The sequence below is a fragment of the Paenarthrobacter sp. NPDC018779 genome, from assembly GCF_044391085.1.
In the GTDB taxonomy this organism is placed as follows: Bacteria; Actinomycetota; Actinomycetes; order Actinomycetales; family Micrococcaceae; genus Arthrobacter.
The window spans coordinates 141,066-163,702 of the sequence record NZ_JBIRZS010000002.1; the positions used below are offsets into that span (position 1 = coordinate 141,066).

Annotated in this window: 25 protein-coding genes; 12 read left to right on the forward strand and 13 right to left on the reverse strand. The window is 64.1% G+C overall.

What is annotated here, in order from left to right:
* Positions 1-184: 184 nt before the first annotated feature.
* On the reverse strand, positions 185-1,201 hold the full coding sequence (gene galE, locus ACH488_RS03005; protein ID WP_397322173.1) for a UDP-glucose 4-epimerase GalE: 1,017 nt from the start codon (positions 1,199-1,201) through the stop codon (positions 185-187).
* 80 nt (positions 1,202-1,281) lie between these two features.
* Between galE and ACH488_RS03010 the strand changes: the two genes are divergently transcribed.
* Positions 1,282-1,908, forward strand: a complete 627-nt coding sequence (locus tag ACH488_RS03010) for a TetR/AcrR family transcriptional regulator (protein ID WP_397322174.1) — start codon at positions 1,282-1,284, stop codon at positions 1,906-1,908.
* Between the two features lie 90 nt (positions 1,909-1,998).
* Positions 1,999-2,610, forward strand: a complete 612-nt coding sequence (locus ACH488_RS03015; protein WP_397322175.1) for a hypothetical protein — start codon at positions 1,999-2,001, stop codon at positions 2,608-2,610.
* A 7-nt stretch (positions 2,611-2,617) separates the two neighbouring features.
* Here the strand turns inward: ACH488_RS03015 and ACH488_RS03020 are convergent, their stop codons facing one another.
* Both ACH488_RS03020 and dapD read right to left on the reverse strand, forming a co-directional pair.
* A complete protein-coding gene (locus ACH488_RS03020) occupies positions 2,618-3,460 on the reverse strand; it encodes a hypothetical protein (RefSeq protein WP_397322176.1) in 843 nt (280 codons plus the stop codon).
* A 13-nt stretch (positions 3,461-3,473) separates the two neighbouring features.
* On the reverse strand, positions 3,474-4,499 hold the full coding sequence (gene dapD / locus ACH488_RS03025; RefSeq protein WP_397322177.1) for a 2,3,4,5-tetrahydropyridine-2,6-dicarboxylate N-succinyltransferase: 1,026 nt from the start codon (positions 4,497-4,499) through the stop codon (positions 3,474-3,476).
* 107 nt (positions 4,500-4,606) lie between these two features.
* On the opposite strand from dapD, the gene dapE reads away from it, so the two are divergent.
* Positions 4,607-5,731 (forward strand): succinyl-diaminopimelate desuccinylase, encoded by a 1,125-nt coding sequence (gene dapE / locus ACH488_RS03030; protein ID WP_397322178.1) that lies wholly within the window; start codon positions 4,607-4,609, stop codon positions 5,729-5,731.
* A gap of 77 nt (positions 5,732-5,808) precedes the next feature.
* Here dapE and ACH488_RS03035 read toward each other — a convergent pair whose 3' ends face one another.
* From ACH488_RS03035 to ACH488_RS03050, 4 genes are all read right to left on the reverse strand, one after another.
* The gene (locus ACH488_RS03035) at positions 5,809-6,723 is read right to left on the reverse strand and encodes an amino acid ABC transporter permease (protein WP_397322179.1); all 915 of its coding nucleotides are present in this window, start codon (positions 6,721-6,723) and stop codon (positions 5,809-5,811) included.
* Positions 6,720-7,370, reverse strand: coding sequence for an amino acid ABC transporter permease (locus ACH488_RS03040; protein ID WP_397322181.1), 651 nt, complete (start codon positions 7,368-7,370; stop codon positions 6,720-6,722). Before ACH488_RS03040 ends, ACH488_RS03035 begins: the two co-directional genes overlap by 4 nt.
* Before the next feature lie 95 nt (positions 7,371-7,465).
* Entirely contained in the window at positions 7,466-8,344 is an 879-nt protein-coding gene (locus ACH488_RS03045; protein ID WP_397322182.1) for a glutamate ABC transporter substrate-binding protein, read from the reverse strand.
* Positions 8,345-8,419: 75 nt separating this feature from the next.
* Positions 8,420-9,175 (reverse strand): amino acid ABC transporter ATP-binding protein, encoded by a 756-nt coding sequence (locus tag ACH488_RS03050; RefSeq protein WP_397322184.1) that lies wholly within the window; start codon positions 9,173-9,175, stop codon positions 8,420-8,422.
* 163 nt (positions 9,176-9,338) lie between these two features.
* Here ACH488_RS03050 and ACH488_RS03055 point away from each other — a divergent pair, with 163 nt between their 5' ends.
* The 4 genes from ACH488_RS03055 to ACH488_RS03070 all read left to right on the forward strand — a co-directional run bounded on the left by ACH488_RS03055 (position 9,339) and on the right by ACH488_RS03070 (position 12,142).
* Positions 9,339-10,172: a TIGR00730 family Rossman fold protein gene (locus tag ACH488_RS03055; protein WP_397322186.1), complete on the forward strand. Its 834-nt coding sequence runs from the start codon at positions 9,339-9,341 to the stop codon at positions 10,170-10,172.
* Positions 10,173-10,190: 18 nt separating this feature from the next.
* The gene (locus tag ACH488_RS03060; RefSeq protein WP_397322187.1) at positions 10,191-10,532 is read left to right on the forward strand and encodes a DivIVA domain-containing protein; all 342 of its coding nucleotides are present in this window, start codon (positions 10,191-10,193) and stop codon (positions 10,530-10,532) included.
* Positions 10,529-11,791 carry a hypothetical protein gene (locus tag ACH488_RS03065; protein ID WP_397322188.1) on the forward strand — a complete coding sequence of 421 codons (1,263 nt, stop codon included), beginning with the start codon at positions 10,529-10,531 and terminating at the stop codon, positions 11,789-11,791. Before ACH488_RS03060 ends, ACH488_RS03065 begins: the two co-directional genes overlap by 4 nt.
* Positions 11,792-11,974: 183 nt before the next feature.
* Positions 11,975-12,142, forward strand: a complete 168-nt coding sequence (locus ACH488_RS03070; protein ID WP_064721643.1) for a DUF3117 domain-containing protein — start codon at positions 11,975-11,977, stop codon at positions 12,140-12,142.
* Positions 12,143-12,244: 102 nt separating this feature from the next.
* On the opposite strand, the gene ACH488_RS03075 is transcribed toward ACH488_RS03070, so the two are convergent.
* Complete coding sequence (locus tag ACH488_RS03075; protein WP_397322190.1) at positions 12,245-12,877, reverse strand: O-methyltransferase; 633 nt, start codon at positions 12,875-12,877, stop codon at positions 12,245-12,247.
* Between the two features lie 246 nt (positions 12,878-13,123).
* Here ACH488_RS03075 and sigE point away from each other — a divergent pair, with 246 nt between their 5' ends.
* The 3 genes from sigE to ACH488_RS03090 are packed head-to-tail and all read left to right on the forward strand — an operon-like array spanning position 13,124 to position 15,090.
* On the forward strand, positions 13,124-13,747 hold the full coding sequence (sigE, locus tag ACH488_RS03080; RefSeq protein WP_397322191.1) for an RNA polymerase sigma factor SigE: 624 nt from the start codon (positions 13,124-13,126) through the stop codon (positions 13,745-13,747).
* 7 nt (positions 13,748-13,754) lie between these two features.
* Positions 13,755-14,660, forward strand: coding sequence for a hypothetical protein (locus tag ACH488_RS03085; RefSeq protein WP_397322192.1), 906 nt, complete (start codon positions 13,755-13,757; stop codon positions 14,658-14,660).
* A 31-nt stretch (positions 14,661-14,691) separates the two neighbouring features.
* Positions 14,692-15,090 (forward strand): Sec-independent protein translocase TatB, encoded by a 399-nt coding sequence (locus ACH488_RS03090; protein ID WP_397322193.1) that lies wholly within the window; start codon positions 14,692-14,694, stop codon positions 15,088-15,090.
* 12 nt (positions 15,091-15,102) lie between these two features.
* Here ACH488_RS03090 and ACH488_RS03095 read toward each other — a convergent pair whose 3' ends face one another.
* Genes ACH488_RS03095 through ACH488_RS03105 form a run of 3 tightly spaced genes read right to left on the reverse strand, consistent with a single transcriptional unit; the run spans position 15,103 to position 18,227 of the window.
* Positions 15,103-16,230, reverse strand: a complete 1,128-nt coding sequence (locus tag ACH488_RS03095; RefSeq protein ID WP_397322194.1) for an Mrp/NBP35 family ATP-binding protein — start codon at positions 16,228-16,230, stop codon at positions 15,103-15,105.
* Positions 16,231-16,234: 4 nt separating this feature from the next.
* Positions 16,235-16,963 (reverse strand): DUF1003 domain-containing protein, encoded by a 729-nt coding sequence (locus ACH488_RS03100; RefSeq protein WP_397322195.1) that lies wholly within the window; start codon positions 16,961-16,963, stop codon positions 16,235-16,237.
* Positions 16,944-18,227 carry a magnesium transporter MgtE N-terminal domain-containing protein gene (locus ACH488_RS03105; protein WP_397322197.1) on the reverse strand — a complete coding sequence of 428 codons (1,284 nt, stop codon included), beginning with the start codon at positions 18,225-18,227 and terminating at the stop codon, positions 16,944-16,946. The genes ACH488_RS03100 and ACH488_RS03105 overlap by 20 nt, the downstream gene beginning before the upstream one ends.
* Before the next feature lie 76 nt (positions 18,228-18,303).
* On the opposite strand from ACH488_RS03105, the gene ACH488_RS03110 reads away from it, so the two are divergent.
* Positions 18,304-19,095 (forward strand): general stress protein, encoded by a 792-nt coding sequence (locus ACH488_RS03110; protein ID WP_397322198.1) that lies wholly within the window; start codon positions 18,304-18,306, stop codon positions 19,093-19,095.
* Between the two features lie 63 nt (positions 19,096-19,158).
* Here the strand turns inward: ACH488_RS03110 and ACH488_RS03115 are convergent, their stop codons facing one another.
* Positions 19,159-20,733: an aminopeptidase P family protein gene (locus ACH488_RS03115; protein ID WP_397322199.1), complete on the reverse strand. Its 1,575-nt coding sequence runs from the start codon at positions 20,731-20,733 to the stop codon at positions 19,159-19,161.
* 80 nt (positions 20,734-20,813) lie between these two features.
* Between ACH488_RS03115 and ACH488_RS03120 the strand changes: the two genes are divergently transcribed.
* The gene (locus ACH488_RS03120; RefSeq protein WP_397322200.1) at positions 20,814-21,659 is read left to right on the forward strand and encodes a PHP domain-containing protein; all 846 of its coding nucleotides are present in this window, start codon (positions 20,814-20,816) and stop codon (positions 21,657-21,659) included.
* Positions 21,660-21,712: 53 nt separating this feature from the next.
* Here the strand turns inward: ACH488_RS03120 and ACH488_RS03125 are convergent, their stop codons facing one another.
* Complete coding sequence (locus ACH488_RS03125; RefSeq protein WP_397322202.1) at positions 21,713-22,636, reverse strand: DNA-methyltransferase; 924 nt, start codon at positions 22,634-22,636, stop codon at positions 21,713-21,715.
* Between the last annotated feature and the right edge of the window lies 1 nt (position 22,637).

Consider the following 22,637-nt stretch of genomic DNA (forward strand, 5'->3'; position numbering starts at 1 on the left):
CGGCGCTCCCACCCCCCGCCCAACTTAACGGGGTGTTTCCCCGCGCCCCCCCCCCCCCCGGGGGGGGGGGGGGGCCCCGACGTCGTTAATCGCCGCGGGGCAAAAGGCGCAGAACAAGCATCGCGGGGTCACTTACGGCCCATCAGGCGGCCCGAAATGGGCTCTAAGTGACCCCGCGTTGGTCTTAGGACGCGTTGTACCCGTAGGGGTTGTTCTTCTGCCAACGCCAGTGGTCCTCGCACATCTGGTCCACGGTTTTGGTGGTGGACCAGCCGAGGTCGGCCAGCGCCGAAGAGGCGTCTGCCCAGAAGGCGGGGAGGTCGCCTGCACGGCGCCCGGTGATCTCGTAGGGGATCGGCTGCCCAACGGCCTTCTCGAAGGAGCGCAGGACTTCCAGTACGGAGGAACCCATGCCGGAACCGAGGTTCCAGCGGCGTACTCCGGCGCGGGTGGCGATGTGGTTGAGCGCCGCGACGTGTCCATCGGCGAGGTCCACCACGTGGATGTAGTCGCGCTGGGCAGTGCCGTCCGGGGTGTCGTAGTCGCCACCAAAGACCATGAGTTTCTCGCGGCGGCCCACGGCTACCTGGGCGATGAACGGCACGAGGTTGTTCGGGATGCCCTGGGGGTCTTCGCCGATCCGGCCTGAGGGGTGCGCCCCAACCGGGTTGAAGTAGCGCAGCAGTGCTATATGCCAGCGGTCATCAGCGTTGCCAAGGTCGGAGAGGATGTCCTCGATTTGTTCCTTGGTGCGGCCGTAGGGGTTGTTGGCGCCGATCTCCATTTTTTCGATGTAGGGGATGGGGTTGTGCTCGCCGTAGACGGTGGCCGAGGAGCTGAAGACGATGGAACGGACGTTGTGCTTGTCCATGGCGCGGAGCAGGTTCAGGGTGCCCACAATGTTGTTGTAGTAGTAGGCGAGCGGTTCCTGGACGGACTCACCGACGGCCTTGAGGCCGGCGAAGTGGATCACGGCGTCGATCTGGTGCTGGTCGAACACGGCCTCGACGGCGGGTTCGTCCACCAGGTCCACCTCGTGGAAGGCGGCGGTCTTGCCGGTCAACTCGGTGACCCGGCGCAACGACTCTTCGCTGGAGTTCACGAGGTTGTCGAGGACGACGACGTCGTGGCCGGCTTCCTGGAGGGACAGAACGGTGTGCGAACCGATGTAGCCGGTGCCACCCGTGACAAGAATCTTCATGGTGTCTACGCTATCCGAAAGTAGAGGCACGCCGCTCAGTGTTGAGCGGTGTTGAAGCACGTTCGTGCTAGAAAATACTGGTGCCCAAAATTGTTGATGCCGAAGCCCGGCGCCAGGAAGTCGTCCAAGCAGTGTTCCGCATCATAGCCAGCGACGGCTTGGAAAGGGCGTCCCTCCGGGAAGTAGCCGATGAGGCAGGGCTCGCCGTGGGCTCCGTACGGCACTACTTTTCCAGCAGCGACGAACTCCTCGTGTTCTCTTTTGGAACCGCCATCGACCGCATCACGGCCCGTCTGGAGGCGGCCCTGGATACTGTCCGTGATCACGCCGCAGGCAGCCCGGAGCGCCATGCCTCGGTCCTCAATCTCCTGGGCCAGTTCCTGCCCCTGGACGAGGAATCGGCCGTCGACGCCTGTGTGTGGATGGCGTTCCGGCATGCTGCCCGCATCAACCCCGTGTTTGCCGGCGAAGCAGAACGCAGCCACCGGTCCGTCGCCGCTGTCGTGGGCCAGCTCATTGTCCTCCTGAGCCCGGGGGAGGCCGGAGCGCCGCAGAACCTGGTGACGGAGGCCGAACGGCTGCTCGCCACCCTGGACGGACTGTGCATGCACGCGTTGCTGCAGCCGGAGTGGATGACGGCGGAAATGTGCAGTGACGTGTTGACGGCCCACCTGGCAGTCTTTGACGCCGTTCCAGCCGCCGGCTAGGCCAAAGCGGTTGCGCCTCCGCCGTTAACGTCGCGGCGCTTCGGGAATAGACTGGGACATGTCGGGAACCTGCCCAAGGGAGGAATTCGGATGCACGAGTCAGGCGGCCCGGGGTGGCGCATCACCATGGACACGTCCGGGCCGATGCTCATCGCGTTGTATTTGCGTGATGTAGCCGGACTCGACGGCGCCGGAAAACCGATGCTATCCCATGCTTCTCCCAAGGTCCGCCACGCCGACCACAGCCACCTCACCTCGGACGTTGGCGGCATCAGTGCGTTGAAGACGGAGTGGGAGGCCTGGTGGGAGAAGCTCGTGAAGTCCTATCCGAAACCCGCACTGGAGTTGGCGCCCCCGAGCTTCAAGGCTTTCGGAAATTCCCCTGCCCTCCAGCGCGTCCTGCAAGCCCATTTCGGTTCGGCGCTGGGTTGGGCCACCGACAGGATCGATGAATACGCGGACATGGAGGCTGCCCGAGAAGCGAATGGGATCACGAGCGTCCTCAATGAGATGGTGGAGGACCGGCTGCTGGAAGTTGGCCGGAGCTCACGCGATTTCGACCTCACCATCATCGAGCTGCCGCTCAACGAGCCGCGCGCCTGGTACCTCGAACCCAGCACCATGATCATGAGCCACCGGCTGTTGTCCCAGCCGGATGTGTTCCGCAGTTACGTCCAACCGGTGGTTGAGCTGCTCGCCTGATCCGCCGCTACGTGGTGGGGGCTGAAACCGTGATGGTCACGGTATCCGAAGGCGCCGCCGCGTCGGTCCAGCCGTTGCGCCTCTCCCTGTTCCAAGTGTGCCCGGCAACGTCCACTTGGGTAATGGACAGTTCCTTGGCATTCGCCACGGCCCAGTGCCCGATGGCCCAGGCCTGGGTCCCCGTCACATCCAGATGCACCGAGCGTCCCTCGACGCTGCCCGCCTGGGCGCCGAACGCCGTCGTAAGTTCATTCACGACGGCGGCAGGGTCACCTGCCGCGTCGGGCATCCGGAGTTCGCAACTCAAAGCGGACTCGGAATGGCCCGTCAGTGCAGACGCAAAGGCGCGGCCCATGGACTCATGCTGCGCGTAGGCGCGGGGAAAGGCGGATCGTTGGACGGCCTGGGCAGCCTGGGTTACTTCCATGCTTTCGTAGCCCGGGATCTTGACCAATCCGTCGTAGAAGGCGTTGGCTGCGTAGACCGGGTCCATGACCTGGGCCTCGGTGCCCCAGCCCTGTGATGGCCGCTGTTGGAAGAGGCCACGGGAGTCCGGCCCGGCTTCGTCACCGTAGTTGATGTTCCGCAACCGGGATTCCTGCATGGCCGTGGCAAGGGCGATGCTGGCAGCACGGGGAGGCAGGCCGCGGCGGACGGAGATGGCCGTGATCAGTGATGCGTTGGCGGTTTGGTCGGTGGCGAGTTCGTAACTCCCGGACCCCACCACAGCGACGCAGCGCTCCGAGACGAGGGTCTCGGAGCGCTGCAGCACTGCGACTATTGCGTAGATGGCGCCTGCCACGAGGGCCAAGGCCAACACCGCCACAATGGCGCGGCGCAAGCGGCGCATGGTCTCTCTCCCGCTAGTTGGCGTGCAGTGCCTCGTTCAGTTCCACGGTCTGGCCTGCCCGCGGCAGGACCTCCACACCACCGGTAGTGGAGTTACGGCGGAACAGGAGGTTCGGAACGCCGGAGAGTTCCACTGCCTTGATGATCTTGCTGGTGTCCTCGCCGTTCTCGTCCTTCGGGCCCGGAACGCGGACTCGGGTGCCTGCCGTGACGTACAGGCCGGCTTCGACGACGGAATCGTCGCCGATGCTGATGCCAACGCCGGAGTTGGCGCCGAGCAGCACCCGCTCACCGAGGGCAATCTTTTCCTTGCCGCCACCGGAGAGAGTGCCCATGATGGACGCTCCACCGCCAACGTCCGTGCCGTCCCCCGCCACCACACCTGCGGAAATGCGGCCTTCAACCATGGATGTGCCCAGGGTTCCGGCGTTGAAATTCACGAAGCCTTCGTGCATGACGGTGGTGCCCTCGGCGAGGTGCGCACCCAAGCGGACACGGTCTGCGTCGGCAATGCGAACGCCGGTGGGAACTACGTAGTCCACCATGCGCGGGAACTTGTCCACGCCGTAGACAACCACATTGCCGCGCTTGCGCAGGCGGGCGCGCGTCAGTTCGAAGCCTTCCACGGCTGCAGGGCCGAAGTTGGTCCACACGACGTTGGGGAGCTTTCCGAAGACGCCGTCCAGGTTGATGCTGTTCGGCTTGACCAGGCGGTGCGAAAGCAAGTGCAGGCGGAGGTAGGCGTCGGCGGTGTCTGCCGGGGCGGCGTCCAGGTCGATCTGCGCGAAGACAACCTTCTGCTCCGTGCCGCGGTCGGCGTCCTTGCCTTCGTCGGCAAGGGCGGTGAGGGCCGGGTCGGCGTTTTCAACGTCACGAAGCGTCTCCGCGGCTACGCCCAGCGACGGGGCCGGGTACCAGACGTCCAACACGGTTGCTTCCCCGGAGGCCGAGGTGGCGATCGTGGCGAGGCCGAATCCGTAGGCCGATCGGTCGTTAACGGGCGCGTTTGCGGGCACAGCAGAGGAAGCAGTTTCAGTCATGGGGCCAAGTGTATCGACCACGTGCAGCGCGGCTGAAACCCGTTCCACGGACTGGGAGGTCGCATTTCCCGTCGAAAGGGTGAAAGCCATGGCGTTAAGGTGGAAGGGTGACCCTGAACCCTGCACCTGCCCTCCTTGACCTGCGCCAGGACGTCGCTTTACTGACGGCCGCGCTCATCGACGTGAACAGCGTCTCCGGGAACGAAACCGAACTCGCCGACGCCGTGGAATCCGCCCTGCGTGCCATCACGCAGTACACGGTGGTGCGCGACGGTGACGCTATCATTGCGCGAACTGAACTGGGCTGCTCCGAGCGGGTCATCCTGGCCGGCCATCTGGACACGGTTCCGCTGCCCACCGTGCCGGGCTCGCTGGGGACCGTTCCGGCCACCTGGGAGTCGGGCATCCCGGGCGAGGGGGTGCTCTACGGCCGCGGGACCACGGACATGAAGGGCGGCGTGGCGGTCCAGCTGGCCCTCGCTGCGACACTGTTCGACGGCGGTCGGCAGCCGGACAAGGATGTCACCTTTGTCTTTTACGACCACGAGGAAGTGGAAGCGGTGAAGAGCGGTTTGGGCCGCTTGGTACGCAACCATGGGGATCTGCTGGATGGAGATTTCGCAATCCTCCTGGAACCGACGCACGGAACCGTGGAGGGAGGCTGCAACGGAACCAGCCGTTTCGAAGCCACCACGGTGGGCGAGACGGCCCACTCGGCCCGTGCCTGGATGGGCAGCAACGCGATCCACGCCGCGGCGCCCATCCTCGCCCGGCTCGCCGCGTATGAGCCACGGACCATCAACGTTGACGGCCTGGACTACCGGGAAAGCCTCAACGCCGTGAAGATCAACGGCGGTACTGCCGGCAACGTGATCCCGGACCGCTGCGTGGTGGAGATCAATTACCGCTTCGCACCGGACAAGACACCGGACCAGGCCGAGGCACACGTCCGCGAACTCCTGGAGGGCTTCAACGTCGTCCGCACCGACGCCGCAGCCGGAGCGCGCCCGGGCCTGAACCACCCTGCCGCGGCGTCCTTCGTTGCCGCAGTGGGAGCCGAGCCCAAGCCCAAATACGGCTGGACCGACGTCGCGCGTTTCAGCGAGTTGGGCATTCCGGCGGTGAACTTCGGGCCCGGCGATCCACTGTTGGCGCATAAAGACAACGAACACGTCGACGCCGACGCCATCCGTGAGTGCCTGCGCGCACTGCGGACGTGGCTGGGGCAGTAGACACCTGACAGCTGAAAAACAAGGAGGGGTCCCTAGCCATTGCGGCTGGGGACCCCTCCTTTCTGCCCGAGTGGCTGCTATTTGTTTGGACCCGAAGTATCTTTGTGCTCCGGCGCCGGAACCACATTCTGGGCAACGGGATCGTTGCCGGTGCCTTCAAGGCCCGTGCGGATCGTCGCGGGGGCCACCCCACCCGCCGCTTTCCTGGACCCGCGGCGTTCAATCCAGATGGCGATCCGGGACACCGTGAGGTTGATCAGGATGTAGATGGCGGCACCCACGAAGAACGCGGGGAACAGGAAGTCGGGGCCAAGGAAGTCGGCCATGATCTGGATCTTGCGGAGCAGTTCCTCGTAACCGACGATGTAGCCGAGCGAGGTGTCCTTGAGGAGCACCACGAGTTGGGCCACCAGGGACGGAAGCATCCGCCGGGTAGCTTGCGGGAACTCGATGATCATCCGCGACTGGAAGCTTCGCAGGCCGATCGCCAAACCGGCCTCACGCTGTCCCTTGGGAAGCGACTGGATACCGGCCCGGAGGATCTCCGCGAAGATGGCTGCGTTGTAAAGGACCAGGCCCGCAACGACTGCGACGAACTGGCCGGTGGCGAAAACCAGCAACACGAACAACATCATGAGGACCACGGGCATGCCGCGGAGGAACTCCAGGACAACCTGCGTGGGAACCCGGATCCAGGAAATGAGCGAAATCCGGAGCAGGCAGAGGGCAATCCCGAGGGGGAACGCGATGACGGCGGCCACTGCGGCTGCCACCAGCGTGGACACGATGCCTTGGCCGATCAGGTTCCAGACGTCCGGAGCCATGGGGCCGTAGAAGATTTCCCAACGGTCGGCGTCGAAAATTCCCTGCTGCGCAAGCGTCGTGACCGCCAGGGCAAGGACGCCCAGGATGATCAGGATGCCGGCAGCGGATCCGAGCAGCGAATAGAGGCGGGCCTTGGGGCCGGGGACGTCGTACAGGACCGATGTCATCGGGCAATCGCCACCTTTCGTTCGACGAAGTGCGCAAGGAGACCAAGTGGCACGGTGATCAGCAGGTAGAAGAACGCGACGCCGAGCAGGATCCACAGGACCTGGTCGCCGTAGTCATTGGAGAGCTTGCGGCCGTAGCCGAAGAGTTCAAGGACAAAGAAGGCGCCGGCTACCGAGGAGTTCTTCACCAGGGCGATCACAATGTTGATCAACGGCGGAACCACCGTCCTGAGGGCCTGCGGGAGGACGATGAACCCCAGGACCTGGGTGAAGGTCATTCCGATGCTTCGGGCCGCTTCGGCCTGGCCCACGGGAACGCTGTTCACACCGGAGCGGACGGCTTCGGCGACGAACGCTGCGGTGTACGAGCTCAGGGCAATGATGGCCGCGACCTCGAATTGGTCGAATTTGATGCCAAGCCGGGGAAGGACAATGGCGGAGAAGAAGAAGATGATCGTCAGCGGAGTGTTTCGGGCGACTTCCACGTAGAACATGCTGAAGCCGCGTAGTGCAGCGACAGGCGAAACCCTCATGGCGGCGAGGATGGTGCCCACGACGAGGGCGATGACTCCGGAAATGACGGAGAGATAGAGGGTACGGAGAAATCCGTCCCAGTATTGGGGGAGGCTTGCTATGACGGCGTCCATGGCTTCCTTTGGCTGCAGCTAATCACGGAACAGGGTCCTTGGTTTCAATAACTGCCGCCGCCCTGTGAGGAGCGGCGGCAGTTACCGGACACCGACTAGTAGCGGTTGATGGCAGGAAGTTCAGGCGTGGTCTTGATGACCTTGCCTGCCGTTGCTTCCCAGGCCTTCTTGTAGTCGCCATCCTTCTGGAGGGCTTCCAGCTGGTCGTTGATCCAGTTGCGGAAGGTGGTGTCGTCCTTCTTCAGGCCGATGCCGTAGGGCTCCTTGGTGAAGGTTTCATCCGAGGCGAGCTTGAAGGCGTCCGGTTCCTTATCCACGTAACCGGCCAGGATCACGTTGTCCGTGGTCACGGCGACAACCTGCTTGTTGCGCAGCGGCTCCAGGCATGCGGTGTAGGTAGCGGCCGGAACAACTTCAGCACCGTACTTTTCGGCGATGGTCTTGGCAGGGGTGGATCCGGTCACGGAGCATACCTTCTTGCCCTTGACGTCCTCCGGCTTGGTGATGGAGTTGTCATCCTTGTTCACCAGCAGCGCCTGGCCTGCCTCGTAGTACGGTCCGGCGAAGGAGACCTTTTCCTTGCGGGCGTCGTTGATGGTGTACGTGGCGATGACAAGATCCACACGGCCCTGCTCGATGAACGATTCGCGGTTCTGCGAAACGGTCTCGACCCATTCGATCTTGTCCGCCGGGATGCCCAGCTTGGCTGCAATGGCCTTGCCGATTTCAACGTCGAAACCAACAGGCTTGCCGTCCAGGCCCTTCTGGCCGAAGAGCGGCTGGTCGAACTTGGTGCCGATGGTGATCTTCTGGGCCTTGTTGAGCTTCTCCATGGTGGTGCCGGCTTCAAAGCTCGCCGAGGCAACCGGGGGAGTGGTGGAGCTCCCGCCACCACCGCAGGCGCTGAGCGAGAGGGCCAGCGCAGCTGACGCGGCGACCAGGAGGGACTTCCTCCGGGTGAACAGAGACTTCATGACGTTCCTTTCATTGATAGGCCGCTATACGGCCGGGTGCGTTTCCTTGCAGCCTGGGTGCGGGCCGGCAGGGAGCTAGTGGGTCAGGAGTTTGGACAGGAAGTCCTTGGCGCGGCTGCTCTTCGGATTCGTGAAGAATTCCTCGGGCGCCGCGTCCTCGACGATTTGGCCGTCTGCCATGAACACCACGCGGTCAGCCGCTTTCCGGGCAAATCCCATCTCGTGGGTGACCACGATCATGGTCATGCCTTCCTTGGCGAGCTGGATCATGACGTCCAGGACCTCATTGATCATTTCGGGGTCCAAGGCCGAGGTGGGTTCGTCGAAAAGCATCACCTTGGGCTTCATGGCCAGCGCGCGGGCGATTGCGACACGTTGCTGCTGGCCGCCTGAGAGCTGGGCGGGAAGCTTCGGTGCCTGATGCCCAACGCCTACGCGCTCCAGGAGTGCCATGGCTTCCCGCTCTGCGGTCCCTTTGGCTACGCCCTTGACCTTGATGGGGCCCAGGGTGACGTTCTCCAGGATCGTCTTGTGGGCGAACAGGTTGAAGGACTGAAAGACCATTCCGACGTCGGCTCGCAGGTGGGCGAGTTCCTTGCCTTCTTCGGGAAGCTTCTTTCCGTCGATCGAGATGTCGCCGTCGTCGATCGTTTCCAAACGGTTGATGGCACGGCACAAAGTGGACTTACCGGAACCGGACGGTCCGATGACCACTACAACCTCACCCTTCTTGACCTGAAGGTTGATGTCTTTGAGGACGTGCAATTGACCGTAGTGTTTGTTGACGCTGTTCAGGGAGACGAGCGCATCGCCGGACACTTGAGTAGTCATAGCTCGAATCTAGCGAACAAGTAAGTAAATATGACCACGGTCACGGCAAGTTCTTTCAGATCGTGACTGAACAGAAACCTGCTTTCCAGCGATATATCAGACTGCAATGCAAACACACGGGTCAACGGGCAGTGCACCCCTGCAATAGCGCTAGCCTTGGGCAATGAGTATCAGCCAGCACCCAGTTCCCAGCCCCGACGCGAACGGTCGCGTGGGGAGCAGCGCACCACTTCCATCGCCGGTTGCGCCAGCTAAACACAAAGGCCCACTGGAACTGCGTCGGAAACAGGCTGACACCGGTATGTCCGACCAGCACTTGCTGGACACCAGCGGCGCCGGACAGTTCATTCATACGGACCCGTGGCGCGTGTTGCGCATTCAAAGCGAATTCGTCGAGGGCTTCGGTGCGTTGGCGGACATTGGTCCCGCGGTGAGCGTTTTTGGCTCTGCCCGGACACGCCCCGGAACCGAGTACTACGAGATGGCCGTGGATGTAGGCCGGAAATTGGCTGAAGCCGGGGTGGCTGTCATCACCGGTGGCGGACCGGGTTCCATGGAGGCGGCCAACAAGGGCGCCGTCGAAGGCAATGGCGTCTCAGTGGGCCTCGGTATTGAGCTGCCCTTCGAACAGGGACTGAACCAATGGGTGGACCTGGGTATCAACTTCCGTTATTTCTTCGCCCGGAAAACGATGTTCGTGAAGTACGCGCAAGGCTTCGTGGTCCTCCCCGGCGGACTGGGCACCCTCGACGAGCTCTTCGAGGCCATGGTCCTGGTCCAGACGCGGAAGGTCACGTCGTTCCCGATCGTGCTCCTGGGGGTCCGTTTCTGGGGTCCGATGATCGAATGGATCCGCGACACGCTGGTTGCCGAAGGCATGGTGTCCGAGAAGGACCTGGATCTCATCCAGCTCGTGGACGATCCTGAGGACGCCGTGCATCGGGTGCTCCACGGAACGCCTTTGCCGACGCCCACGGGGGAACAACGCCCGGAGTAGGGATTCCTTTCTGGCACGATGGTCCCTGTGAGCTTTTTCCTCGTGTTTCTCGCAATCGTCCTCGTCGGGGCGGCGTTGTTCTTCGGCGCAGGGATTGTCCGCGGCCGTTCCTTGGGAGCCGGCCTTGACGATCCCACGCCCAATCTGCCTCCGGTCCTCCTTCCAGGCCAGGCCGTCGCCGCCGACGTTGACGAGCTGCGTTTTGCCCTGGGGCTGCGGGGCTACCGCATGGACCAAGTGGACCAAGTGCTCGACGAGCTCCGCGACCAGTTGCTCGCCAAAGACCGTGAGATAGAGCGGCTCAAGGGCCTCCTGCGCACAGATCCGGACGGCGATGGATCTGTGCGGGCGGCGCAATGAGTCTCCCCCTCCCGCCTGCGCCCGCCGCGGAGGGTGCCACAGCCCGTCTCGGCAAGGTCGTGTTGCGGGCCGGCAACCGGGTTGCCGGCTGGCCGTGGTGGGTCCAGGTGGCCTTGGTGTACGTGGCCGCACGGTTCGTCAGTGCAGCGATCTTTGCGGCCGCCGCGATCCACCAAGGGACCAATCCGTGGTTCCCCCCGGCACCGGATTACTGGAAGTTCATCACCATTTGGGACGGTCGCTGGTATCAGCAGGCCGCCGACAACGGCTACCCGTCGGAGCTGCCTGTTGACCAGAACGGCGTGGTCAAGGAAAACGCCTGGGCGTTCTACGCGCTGTTCCCCTTCCTGGCGCGGGGCCTTGGCGCTATCACCGGACTTGGCACACTGCAGTCCCTGACCGCGATCGCGATGGTCGCGGGGTTGTTTGCCGCTTTGGTGATTTTTAAGCTGTTCAGGGAAGTGACGGGCCGGCGTGCCGCCATGTGGGGTGTGGTCTTCGTTTCCACGTTTCCCATCTCTCCGATCCTCCAGGTCCCCTACGCGGAATCGTTGAACCTGCTCTTGCTGGCCGCTTCGCTCCTGCTGGTGGTGCGGCGCCGCTACGTTGCGGCCATCCCCGTGGTGGTCCTCATGTGCTTCTCGCGGCCAACGGGTGTTCCCTTTGCCGCGATGCTTGGGCTGCTCCTGGTGTGGCGGCTATGGCAGCGGTTCGGTCCAACACGGCAAAGCGACGCGGCCTCGTCGAAAGGGTCGCTGTGGTCCCTGGCTGTCCTGGTGTGCTTCACCGGCGCTGCCGCGCTGGCCTGGCCGGTGATTGCCTGGGCCGTGACGGGCGATCCCGCAGCGTACACCCGTACTGAGACCGCTTGGCGGGGCGATGAACTGGTGCCCTTCAAGCCGTGGTTTGATACGGGACGCATGCTCTTCGGCCCTGTCCTGGGCGTCCTTGCCCCGTTCGTCTTTGCCGGCCTCTTTGTGCTGGCCATGATGTCGAAGCCCGTCCGGTCCTTGGGAATGGAACTGCGGCTTTGGTGCGCGTGCTACATGGGCTACCTGTTGGTATTCCTGCACCCGCAAACCAGTACGTTCCGGATGCTGCTGCCCCTTTTTCCGTTGGCCCTGGGGGCCGCACTGCTTTCTAAATCAAAGGCATACCGCGGCACCGTTGTGGTCATGTTCCTGCTCCTCCAGATCGTCTGGGTGGTGTGGCTTTGGGCCTGGGCCCAATTGCCCGGCGGCGGGGACTACCCGCCGTGAATTAGTCCATTGATTCGCTACGGGCGGGTAAGTACGGGATAATGGAATACGAGCAAGGACAAAAGCACCGAAAAGTGCCCGGCCAAGGCGGCCTCCCAAGCGTTGCCGCCGGCTGCAATTGCGACGCGGATCCAGCCCGGCCGGGTTGGGCGTGACTTGGGACAAATGGAGGGGATTTTCCTAATGGCGGCTATGAAACCACGTACTGGCGACGGCCCTATGGAAGTGACCAAAGAGGGACGCAGCCTGATTATGCGTGTGCCGCTCGAAGGCGGTGGGCGGCTTGTCGTCGAGCTCAATGCCGCCGAAGCGGAGAACCTCAAGGAATGCCTTGTGGGCGTTACCGAATAGATGCACCAAACAAGGCCCGGCGCATGCCGGGCCTTGTTTTTGTTTAAGCATGGTCAGTTTGTTTTTGCCGGGCGGTAATCAACGCCCCAAAAAGCCGAATTGCTATTTTTTGACGGCCACTAGCAGGCCGTCGCCGGTGGGAAGCATGGACGAGACCAGGCGGTCGTCATCGCGAATGGTTTTCCCGACCTGTCGCAGGACTGCGGTGGTGGCCTCGCGTGCAGCGGGATTGGAGACCTTGTCCTTGTCCAAGGCATCGTTGATTACCAAGGTGCCCCGGGACTTGAGGAGCCGCACGGCTTGGTCCACGTAACGCGGGAAATTCGGCTTATCCGCATCGATGAAGACCAGGTCATAGGCGTTGTCGGTCAGCCGGGGGAGAACATCGGCGGCCCGGCCGGAGATGGTGCGGATCCGGTTTGCCGGGGATCCGGATTCCAGGAAGGCCTCACGGGCGGCCTTGAGGTGTTCGACGTCGACGTCGATGGTGGTCAGCACAGCTTGCGGCCCCAGCCCGCGCAGGAGGCAAACACCGGAAACGCCAGCGCCCGAGCCAACTTCCACCACTGTCTGCGCTTTTGATGCCGCGGCCAGGACCGTCAGGACGGCTCCCACGCCCGGGCTGACCGGGCTGACGCCCAGTTCAAAGGACCGTTCGCGGGCACGCAGCAAGACCTCGTCCTCAGCAGGCAGGTTTTCTGCATAGGACCAGCTGGTTGACTTGTCGGCACTCATGAAGGGATCCGCTTTCCGCGTGGAGGGGTTTTCCCTACCAGACTACTGTGTTCCGGCCTGTAAACCCGGCGGTCGTGGTCCGGTGCAGGCTGTGTCCGGGCAGGAGGCCGGGCCCGGATTACGCCGCGTGGGAAATGTGTAGCCCGATCAGGAAATTCCCAGACAACCCTGACATGATATTTATCCGTTCACCACGCGTTGGGCGGCACCGGACTCCGGTGAACCACAGTTTGAGGGGAGTGGACGATGCCGGCATCGCATGCTGCGCCAGTCCAAACATCGGAAAGCCACGAGGCCACTGCTGAATGGGTCATGCCCAGCTGGGAGGAAGTGGTCACCAACCACTCCGCCAAGGTGTACCGCCTCGCCTATCGCCTGACCGGCAACAAGTTCGACGCCGAAGACCTCACCCAGGAAGTCTTCGTCCGGGTCTTCCGCTCGCTGGAGAACTTCAAGCCCGGGACCCTGGACGGTTGGTTGCACCGCATCACCACCAACCTGTTCCTGGACCAGGCCCGTCGCAAGAGCCGCATCCGCTTCGATGCCCTTGCCGAAGACGCTGAATCGCGGCTTCCCGGCCGTGAGCCGGGACCCGAACAGAGCTTCGAGCACAACAACCTGGACCTTGATGTGCAGCGCGCCCTGGAGGAATTGCCGCCGGACTTCCGCGCCGCCGTCGTCCTGTGCGATCTTGAAGGCTTGTCCTACGACGAGGTGGCCGAGGCGCTGGGCGTGAAGCTGGGCACCGTCAGGTCCCGGATCCACCGCGGCCGGACCATGCTGCGCGAGAAGCTCGCCCACCGCGACCCGAGGTCGGCGGGGGCACGCAAGCCGCGCTTGAAGATGCCCCGCATCGCCGGCATCCTCTAGGCAGTCGATGCCCGAACGCCACTCGGTACCGGGGCCCCCGCCCCGGCGCAAAATCGCTGACCTTCGCCATTCCCGGAACCCCGGGCACCTGGACCAATGCACGGATTGCCGCCTGGCACTCAGGCGTGAGCAGCAATATCTGGAGCGCCTGCGGGACTCCGCTGTGCCCCAAGCCAGCGAGGACCTAACGCAGCGGCTCCTGCAGCGGACGCAGCACCTGGCCAGCGAGTCCGATTCACCTTTCGATGACCTGCGGCCGGCCACCACCGGCTGGAGGGGGCTGCGCATTGCCGGTGTCGCGGCCGGCACACTGGCCGTGAGCGCCGGTGCGTTGGCGGTGTCCGCCTACGCTGTGGCCGGGGATCCCCTGCCGGCGGCACATGCTGCGGTCGGCGGCAACGTCGCTTCGGTTGCAGGGGCCGTGACGGGTGGTCCCGCGGAACTGATGGTGGAGCAAGGGGCGAAGACCGTCCAGGCGGTCAGCCTGGGGCCGGACCAGCTCGCATCGCTTCGTGAACAAGGCTGGGCTTGCCCGGAGCTGTCGGCGATGGGTTTCCAGGTGACATCGGCGGAGGCGACGTTCCACAACGGGCACCCCGCGGTGGAGCTTAAGCTGGAAAGCAACGGACATCACGCCACCGTCCTGGAAGAGCACCTGCCCACGGCATCCCAGCCAACAACCGCCCAGCTCACCCTGACCCAGGGAAGTCCTTGGGGTGCTGTCTACCGGACTTCAGTGGGGATCCTCAGTTATTCCTCGGACCTGCCGGCGGAGATGGCGGATGACGCCGTCCCCGAACTGGTCCGTGCCGCCGATGCCATGGCGGCCAGTTCGGAAGTGCCAGCCGCGGAGACGTGGTCCGACAGGCTGCTGCGCGGCCTCAGGACCTTGCTGCGCCCTGCTGGTTTATGAGCGGCTTCACAGACAAGGTAATCTTCGTAGCGTGTTTGGAATCAACGGCCCGGAGTTCATAGTCCTCCTCATTATCGGCGTACTCGTCATCGGTCCCAGCCGTTTGCCCGAATACACTCAGAAGCTTGCCAACCTGGTGAAGGAAGTACGCCGGATGGCTTCCGGGGCCAGGGAGCAAATCAAGGAAGAAGTCGGCATCGACATCGATGAAGTCGACTGGAAGAAGTACGACCCCCGCCAGTACGATCCCCGCAGGATCATCAAGGACGCGCTCTTCGAAGAGGATTCCAAGCCCTTGAGCGCAGGGGCTCCCGCCGCAGCTGCCGCCGTAGCGGCCGCGACTGCTGAGGCGAAGCCCCAAGCACCAGCCCGCGTCATTGAGCGCCTGGCCGAGGGCGAAGCCGCCCCGTTCGACACCGAGGCCACCTGACGAAGCAATTCGTCAGCGGGGCTGAATTCCAAGCGGCATTCCCGCGAGTCCACGCGGACGGGCTGCGAGCTTCCCGGCAATGTCCTGCAAGGCTTTTGCGGCAGCGGTCTGCGCTCCAGCAAGGACTACCGGCTTGCCCTCGTCGCCGCCTTCCCGCAGCCGGATGTCCAAGGGAATCTGGCCCAGCAGGGGAACGTCGGCACCGACGGCAACGCTCAGCCGCTCAGCGAGTGCAGCGCCGCCGCCACTTCCGAACAGTTCCATGCGGCCGCCGTCGGGCATTTCCAGGAAGGACATGTTCTCGATGACACCGGCCACCTTCTGTCCCGTTTGGGTGGCGATGGTGCCGGCCCGTTCAGCGACGTCGGCCGCGGCCGCCTGCGGTGTGGTGACCACGAGGATTTCCGCGTTCGGCAGGAGTTGCGCCACGGAGATCGCGATATCCCCGGTTCCCGGAGGCAAATCCAGGAACAAGGCGTCGAGGTCGCCAAAGTAGACATCCGTGAGGAATTGTTCCAGGGCGCGGTGCAGCATCGGCCCCCGCCAGGCGACGGGCTGGTTTCCCGCCACGAACATGCCGATTGAGATGACCTTCACGCCGAAAGCCACCGGGGGAAGGATCATGTCGTCAACCTGCGTTGGCTTCTGGGTGATGCCCATCAGGGCCGGCACGGAGAAGCCATGGACGTCCGCGTCGACAATGCCTACGCGGAGGCCTTGCGCGGCCAGCGCGCTGGCCAGGTTGACCGTGACGGAGGACTTGCCCACGCCGCCCTTGCCGCTGGCCACGGCGTAGACCTTGGTGAGGGACTCCGGTTTGGTGAAAGGGATGCCGCGCTGCCCACCGGGACCACGGAGCTGTTCCTTGAGGGCATCCCGCTGTTCCGGTGTCATGACCTTGAGCTCCACCTCGACGCCGGTGACTCCCTCCACGCTGGAGAGGGCCGCAGTGGCATCGCCGGTGATGGTTTCCCGCAGCGGGCAGCCGGCGATCGTCAGCAGGACCACCACGTGGACCACGCCGTCGCCGCCGGCAGAGACGGACTCGACCATTCCCAACTCGGTGATGGGACGCCGGAGTTCAGGGTCGATGACAGTCGCCAGGGCAGCATGAAGCGACTCGGTGGATGCGGTACTCATGGGGTCAGGCTCGGCTCTCGGGGTGTTCAGGTGCTGATTTGCTGCTGGAGTGCTGCGGGCCGGTCCGTTGCGGGCGGACCTTGGGGATTTGCTGGGTCCGGGGTCCGCGCGACTTGTCACGCTTTTCCTTCAGCTTCTCTTTCACCCGTTCGCGTGGCGACTCGCCGTCCTCCGCGGCGGCTTCGCCTTCCCGCAGTTCCTCCTGGGCATCGATGATGTCCTCGAGGAGGCTGCGGAGCTCGGCACGGACGTAGTCCCGCGTGGCTACCTCGCGCAGCGCGATGCGCAACGAAGCGAGTTCGCGGGTCAGGTACTCGGTGTCGGAGAGGTTCCGTTCGGCCCGCTGGCGATCCTGCTGCAGCGAGACGCGGTCCCGGTCATCCTGCCGGTTTTGGGCGAGGAGCAACAGGGGAGCTGCGTAGGACGCCTGCAGGGAAAGCATCAACGTCAGCAGCGTGAAGCCCAGCTCCATGCGGTCGAACTGCCAGTCCGTGGGTGCGAACGTGTTCCAGGCCAGCCAAAACACACAGAAGATGGTCATGTAGACCAGGAACTGCGGCGTTCCCATGAAACGGGCGAACCCCTCCGTGGCGTTTCCGAACGCATCCGGATTGGGGGAGAACTTCGGCAGGATGCGTTGTCGGCCGCTCAGGGGTGTGTCCAGGCTGCTTTCCGAACGTCCCGAAGACTTGGTTGAACGGGTGGCGTTGTTATCAGCCAATGCGGCCTCCAAGTTTCCTTACAGGGGCGTCGTCCTCGTGGGCGCGCCAGTCATCCGGCAACAGGTGATCCAGCACGTCATCAACAGTCACCGCCCCCACAAGACGGCCGTCGTCGTCGACGACGGGAAGCGAGTTGAGGTTGTACGTGGCCAGGGTCCGGGCTACTTCGCTGATATGGGCCTGGTCCGAGAGCGGCTCCAGGTTCTTGTCCACCAGGTTGCCCAGGGGTTCAGGCGGAGGAAAGCGCAGGAGTTGCTGGATGTGCACGACGCCCAGGAAACGGCCGGTGGGCGTCTCCAGCGGCGGACGGGCAATGAAGATGGAGGACGCCAGGGCGGGAGAGAGTTCCTCGCGGCGAACGTGCGCCAGGGCTTCGGCCACCGTTGCCTCGGGTGGCAGGATTACCGGAACGGGCGTCATCAGGCCACCGGCGGTGTCCTCGTCGTATTCCAGGAGTCGGCGGACGTCCTCGGCTTCCTGGGGCTCCATGAGCTGAAGCAGTTCCTCGGCCTGTGCGGAGGGGAGTTCGGCCAAGAGGTCGGCGGCGTCGTCCGGGTCCATTTCTTCCAGAACATCTGCGGCACGCTCAACGTCCAGGGCGGAAAGGATCTCCACCTGGTCGTCTTCCGGGAGTTCCTGGAGGACGTCGGCAAGGCGTTCGTCCTGCAGTTCGCTGGCCACCTCGAAGCGGCGCTTGTCGCTCATTTCCTGCAGCGCTTCCGCGAAGTCGGCCGGCTTGAGGTCCTCGTGCGTCGCAACGAACTGGGTTGCGGCCTGGGGTTCGTTGCGGGCGCCCGTTTGTGCGTCGGCCCAGTCAATGATGAGGGTTTCGTTGCGGCGCAACCTGCTTAACGGGGACAGCGAGTGCCCGCGGCGGACGAAGAGCTTGCTGACGAACCAGTCCTTGGAACGGTGCTGGTCCATGGCGATGTCCTCGATGGTGGCGTCACCGCTGCCATCGGCCAAGGTCACGCGGCGGTCGAACATTTCCGCCACCACCAAGGTTTCGGCGCCGCGTTGCTCGAACCGGCGAAGGTTCACCAGGCCCGTGCAGATGATCTGGGTCTGGTCGATCGAGGTAATGCGGGTCATGGGTACGAAAACGCGCTTCTTGCCCGGAACTTCAACCACGATGCCCACCACGTGGGGTGCTCCGCGTGTTCCCCTCGCGAGCACCACCACATCACGCAATCGGCCCAGACGGTCGCCCAAGGGGTCGAAGACATCCAAACCGAGCAGGCGCGCGACAAAGACGCGTGAGGGATGTGTGCTCATGTTTACAGGCTACCGAGTCTGCTCTCTTTTAGCTGAATTCCAGCCTCCACACATCTCCATGCGACACAATGGGGCTATGTCTAACATTTTTGGTGGTCCAAAAGCCGTTGAGGAATCCCGGAGCGTCCCCCAAGGAGACACCGTGGGCTCATACACCTCCTACCTGGATGCCCAGAAGGCGGTGGACTATTTGGCCGACCAGCAGTTCCCTGTGCAGCTGGTGTCCATTGTTGGCAACGACCTCAAAATGGTGGAGCGGGTCACCGGCCGGCTCAGCTACCCCAGGGTTGCCCTTTCGGGTGCTTTGAGCGGCATGTGGTTTGGCTTGTTCGTTGGCGTCATGCTCTCCTTCTTTACGCCTGGTGGCGGTCCGTTCTCCATCATCACCTCGGTGCTGATGGGTGCGGCTTTCTTCATGTTGTTCGGCATCGTCACCTACGCCACGCAACGTGGAAAGCGCGACTTCACCTCAACCAGCCAGGTGGTTGCCACCAACTATGACGTGATCGTCGCCTTCGAAGCGGCCCACGAGGCACGGCGACTCCTCCAGCAGCTGCCTATGAACCCGTCGCAGGCGGCCACCGGGCAATCCGGCAACTACAACCCCCAGAACACTCCGTTCCAGCAGCCCGGGCAGGAGCCCGAGCGACCGTCCACTTGGAACGACCCCTATGGCCAACGTGCGCCGCAGCCGGGCGAACCGGAACCGCGTCCTGCCCAACCCGCGCAGAACCCTGCGCCTTCACCCATGCGCTACCCGGACCTCCCAGACGGCCGTCCGCAGTACGGCGTCCGTGTCACGGAGGGGCAGAATGCGCCGGAACAGGGCGGGCAGCAGAACAGCAACGGCGATCCCGCCAAGCAGTAGCAGCCAAGCACACAAGGAAGGCCACCGGATATCCGGTGGCCTTCCTTGTGTGCGGCGGAGTTCCTAGCTTTCGGTCTCCCGGTAGATACCGGCCATCCAGGACTCGACGTCATCAGCCTTGCGGGGCAGCGCGGCGCTCAGGTTCACGGGACCATCCGCCGTCATGAGGATGTCATCCTCGATCCGGACGCCGATGCCGCGGTATTCGGCAGGGATCGCCAGGTCCTCTTCCTTGAAGTACAGGCCCGGTTCAATGGTGAACACCATTCCTTCGGCCAGCACGCCGTCCAGGTAGAGTTCGCGCTTGGCCTGGGCGCAGTCGTGGACATCCAGGCCAAGGTGGTGGCTGGTGCCGTGCGGCATCCACCGGCGGTGCTGCTGGCCCTCGGGGCTGATGGCCTCTTCGACCGACACGGGCAGCAGGCCCCACTCAGCGAGCCGCTCGGCCAGTACCGTGGTGGCCGCCGTATGGATCTCACGGAACTTCACACCCGGCCGCGCCGCTGCGAACCCGGCATCGGCGGCGTCGAGCACGGCCTCGTATACCTTGCGCTGGATGTCGGAGAATGTGCCGTTGGCCGGCAAGGTACGCGTGACGTCGGCTGTGTAGAGGGAATCGGCTTCAACACCGGCGTCGAGCAGGAGGAGGTCCCCGGCGTCGACCGTTCCGGTATTGCGGTTCCAGTGCAGGACTGTCGCGTTGTTGCCTGACGCGGCGATGGTGTCGTAGCCGAGTTCGTTGCCCTCTTCGCGGGCGCGGGCAAAGAAGGCACCTTCCACCACGCGTTCGCCGCGCTTGTGGGTCAACGCGCGGGGGAGGGCACGGACGACATCGGCAAAGCCCTCAACCGTAGCGGCCACGGCGATCCGCATCTGCTCGATCTCCCACTCGTCCTTGACCAGGCGGAGTTCGGAGAGGGCTTCGCTGAGTTTCTCGTCCAGGGCATCGAGTTCGCCCAGGTCCAGGTTCTCCGGATCCTTGGCGGTGTTGTAGCGGGCAGTGTCCACCAGGGCGTCGATGTTCTCATCCACCTTGCGGACCAGCCGGATGGAGATGCCGCCGATTTCGGGTGCGCCGACGTTCTTGGTGATGGCCATTTCGAGTTCGTCGATGTGCGCGGTGGGCAGGCCCAGGCGGGCTTCGAATTCGGCGAGGGTGGGACGGGCCCCAATCCAGAACTCGCCCGCGCGTGAGTCGGCATAGAACTGTTCGGTATCCCGGCCGGCGAGCGGACGGAAGTAGAGCGTGGCGGTGTGGTGTCCGCCGTCGTCGCCCTTGCCCTCGGCCACCGGCTCAAGGATCAGGACAGCGTCCGGCTCGTGGTCAAGGCCAAGGCCGGTAAGGTGCGCGAAGCCCGAGTGCGGGCGGAAGCGGTAATCGCAGTCGTTGGAGCGGACCTTCAAAGGTCCGGCCGGGACTACGAGCCGTTCGCCCTTGAACAGTTCGGAAATGGCACGACGGCGGCGCGCGGCGTGGTCGGCAACGGCGTCGCGCGCAGGGGTCACCTGCGGGGCGGGTGCCCAGTTGCTGGCCATGAACGCCTTGAAGGCATCGGAAGTGGGCCGCTGGGAGCGGTTGTTGACGCGCTCCTGCAACGGCTGGGACACAGAGTTCTGGGTGTTTTCGGCATCGTTCACCGTTACATCGTCCCACCAGTTCCGTGAGGAGGCCAACGGCGCAACCGGCCAAGCAAGCCCGCATCCCATAGGCTGGGAAAGTGAGGATAGACCTGCATGCGCACTCGAATGTTTCAGACGGAACAGAGACTCCGGCCGGGGTCATGGAATCGGCCGCGGAGGCGGGCCTCGACGCGGTGGCGTTGACGGACCACGACTCCACCGACGGCTGGGCGCAGGCGGCGGCCGCCGCCCGGGCGAAAGGTGTGGCGTTTGTTCCCGGCATGGAGATCTCGTGCCGGACTGAACTGGGCATCAGCGTGCACTTGCTGAGTTACTTGCACGATCCTGCACATCCCGGTCTCCTGGAGGAGATCAACAAGTCCCGCGATGCCAGGCTCACCCGTGCCGAGCGCATGGTGACGTTGTTGTCCGAGGACTATCCGCTCACCTGGGACGACGTGATCCACCATGTGGCACCAGGAGCCACCGTGGGCCGTCCGCATATCGCCGACGCCCTCGTGGCCGCCGGGGTGGTGGCAGACCGATCGGAAGCCTTCGCCTCCATCCTCACCTCGCATTCGCGCTACTTCGTCCAGCACTACGCACCCGACCCGGCCATCGCCGTCGAACTGGTCAGGGCGGCGGGCGGCGTGCCTGTCTTTGCGCATCCCGTAGCGGCGTCACGCGGCCGCATCGTGGGGGAACAGACATACCGGGAAATGATCGACGCCGGGCTGCTGGGCCTCGAGATCGACCACCGGGACAACCCGGAAGAGGGCCGGGCCTTCCTCCGCAGGCTGGCGGCCAGGCATGACCTGCTCATCACGGGTTCCTCCGACTACCACGGCACGGGCAAACCAAACCTGTTGGGCGAAAATGTCACGGACCCGGGCGTTCTGGCACGGATCGAGGAGCTGGCCACGGGCTGCACGGTGGTCCGCTGACGGACCTTTAGGTGCCCGCGTCCGTGGTGGTGACGCGGCTTGCCGGCCCGCTGTCAGCCATTGCCGCGCAGATGATCGCCGACGCTGTGCAGGCCTTCGTCCAGGGAGCCGCCTGAACCCTCCGGGAACAGCGCCTTGCTGCCCAGACGTTTGCGCATGACCTCGATCGCCTGCTCGTTCTGGTCCACGCACACGAACTTGCGCCCCATCTTGGCGGCTACGGCGCCGAGGGTTCCGGAGCCGGCAAAAAAGTCCAGGCACCAGTCACCTTTGCGGCTGGAGGCGGCAACCACGCGGCGGATCAGGCCCTCGGGCTTCTGGGTGGGATAACCGGTCTTTTCGCGGCCAGTGGGGGAGACGATGGTGTGCCACCAGACGTCGGTGGGAAGCTTGCCGCGCTCGCGTTTGGCCGGGGTGACCAGGCCGGGAGCCATGTACGGTTCACGGTCCACTTCTTCGTTGTCGAAGTGGTACTTCGTGGGGTTCTTGACGTACACCAGGATGTTGTCGTGCTTGGTGGGCCAGCGGTTCTTGGCCCGTGCGCCGTAGTCGTAGGCCCAAATGATTTCGTTCAGGAAGCATTCGCGGCCGAAGATCGCATCCAGCATCACCTTGGCGTAGTGCACCTCGCGGTAGTCCAGGTGGAGGTAGAGCGTGCCGTCGTCGGCAAGGAGCCGCCACGCCTCCACGAGCTTGGGTTCCAGGAAGGACCAGTAGTCGCTGAAGGCGTCGTCGTAGCTGTGAAGGGCACCCTTGATGGTGTCGTAGGAGCGGCCCTTGAAGCCCACGCGGTCGCCGTCGCCGTCGGCGTTGCGGACCATGCGGGTTTCCTGGCGGCGCTGGACCCTGCCCGTGTTGAACGGCGGGTCCACGTAGATAAGTGTGAAGGCGCCGTCCGGCAGCGTGGGGAGGAAGTCCGCGTTATCCGCGTGCACCACCAGGTTGCTGCCGTCCGGCGCCCAAACAGTTCCAGCCATC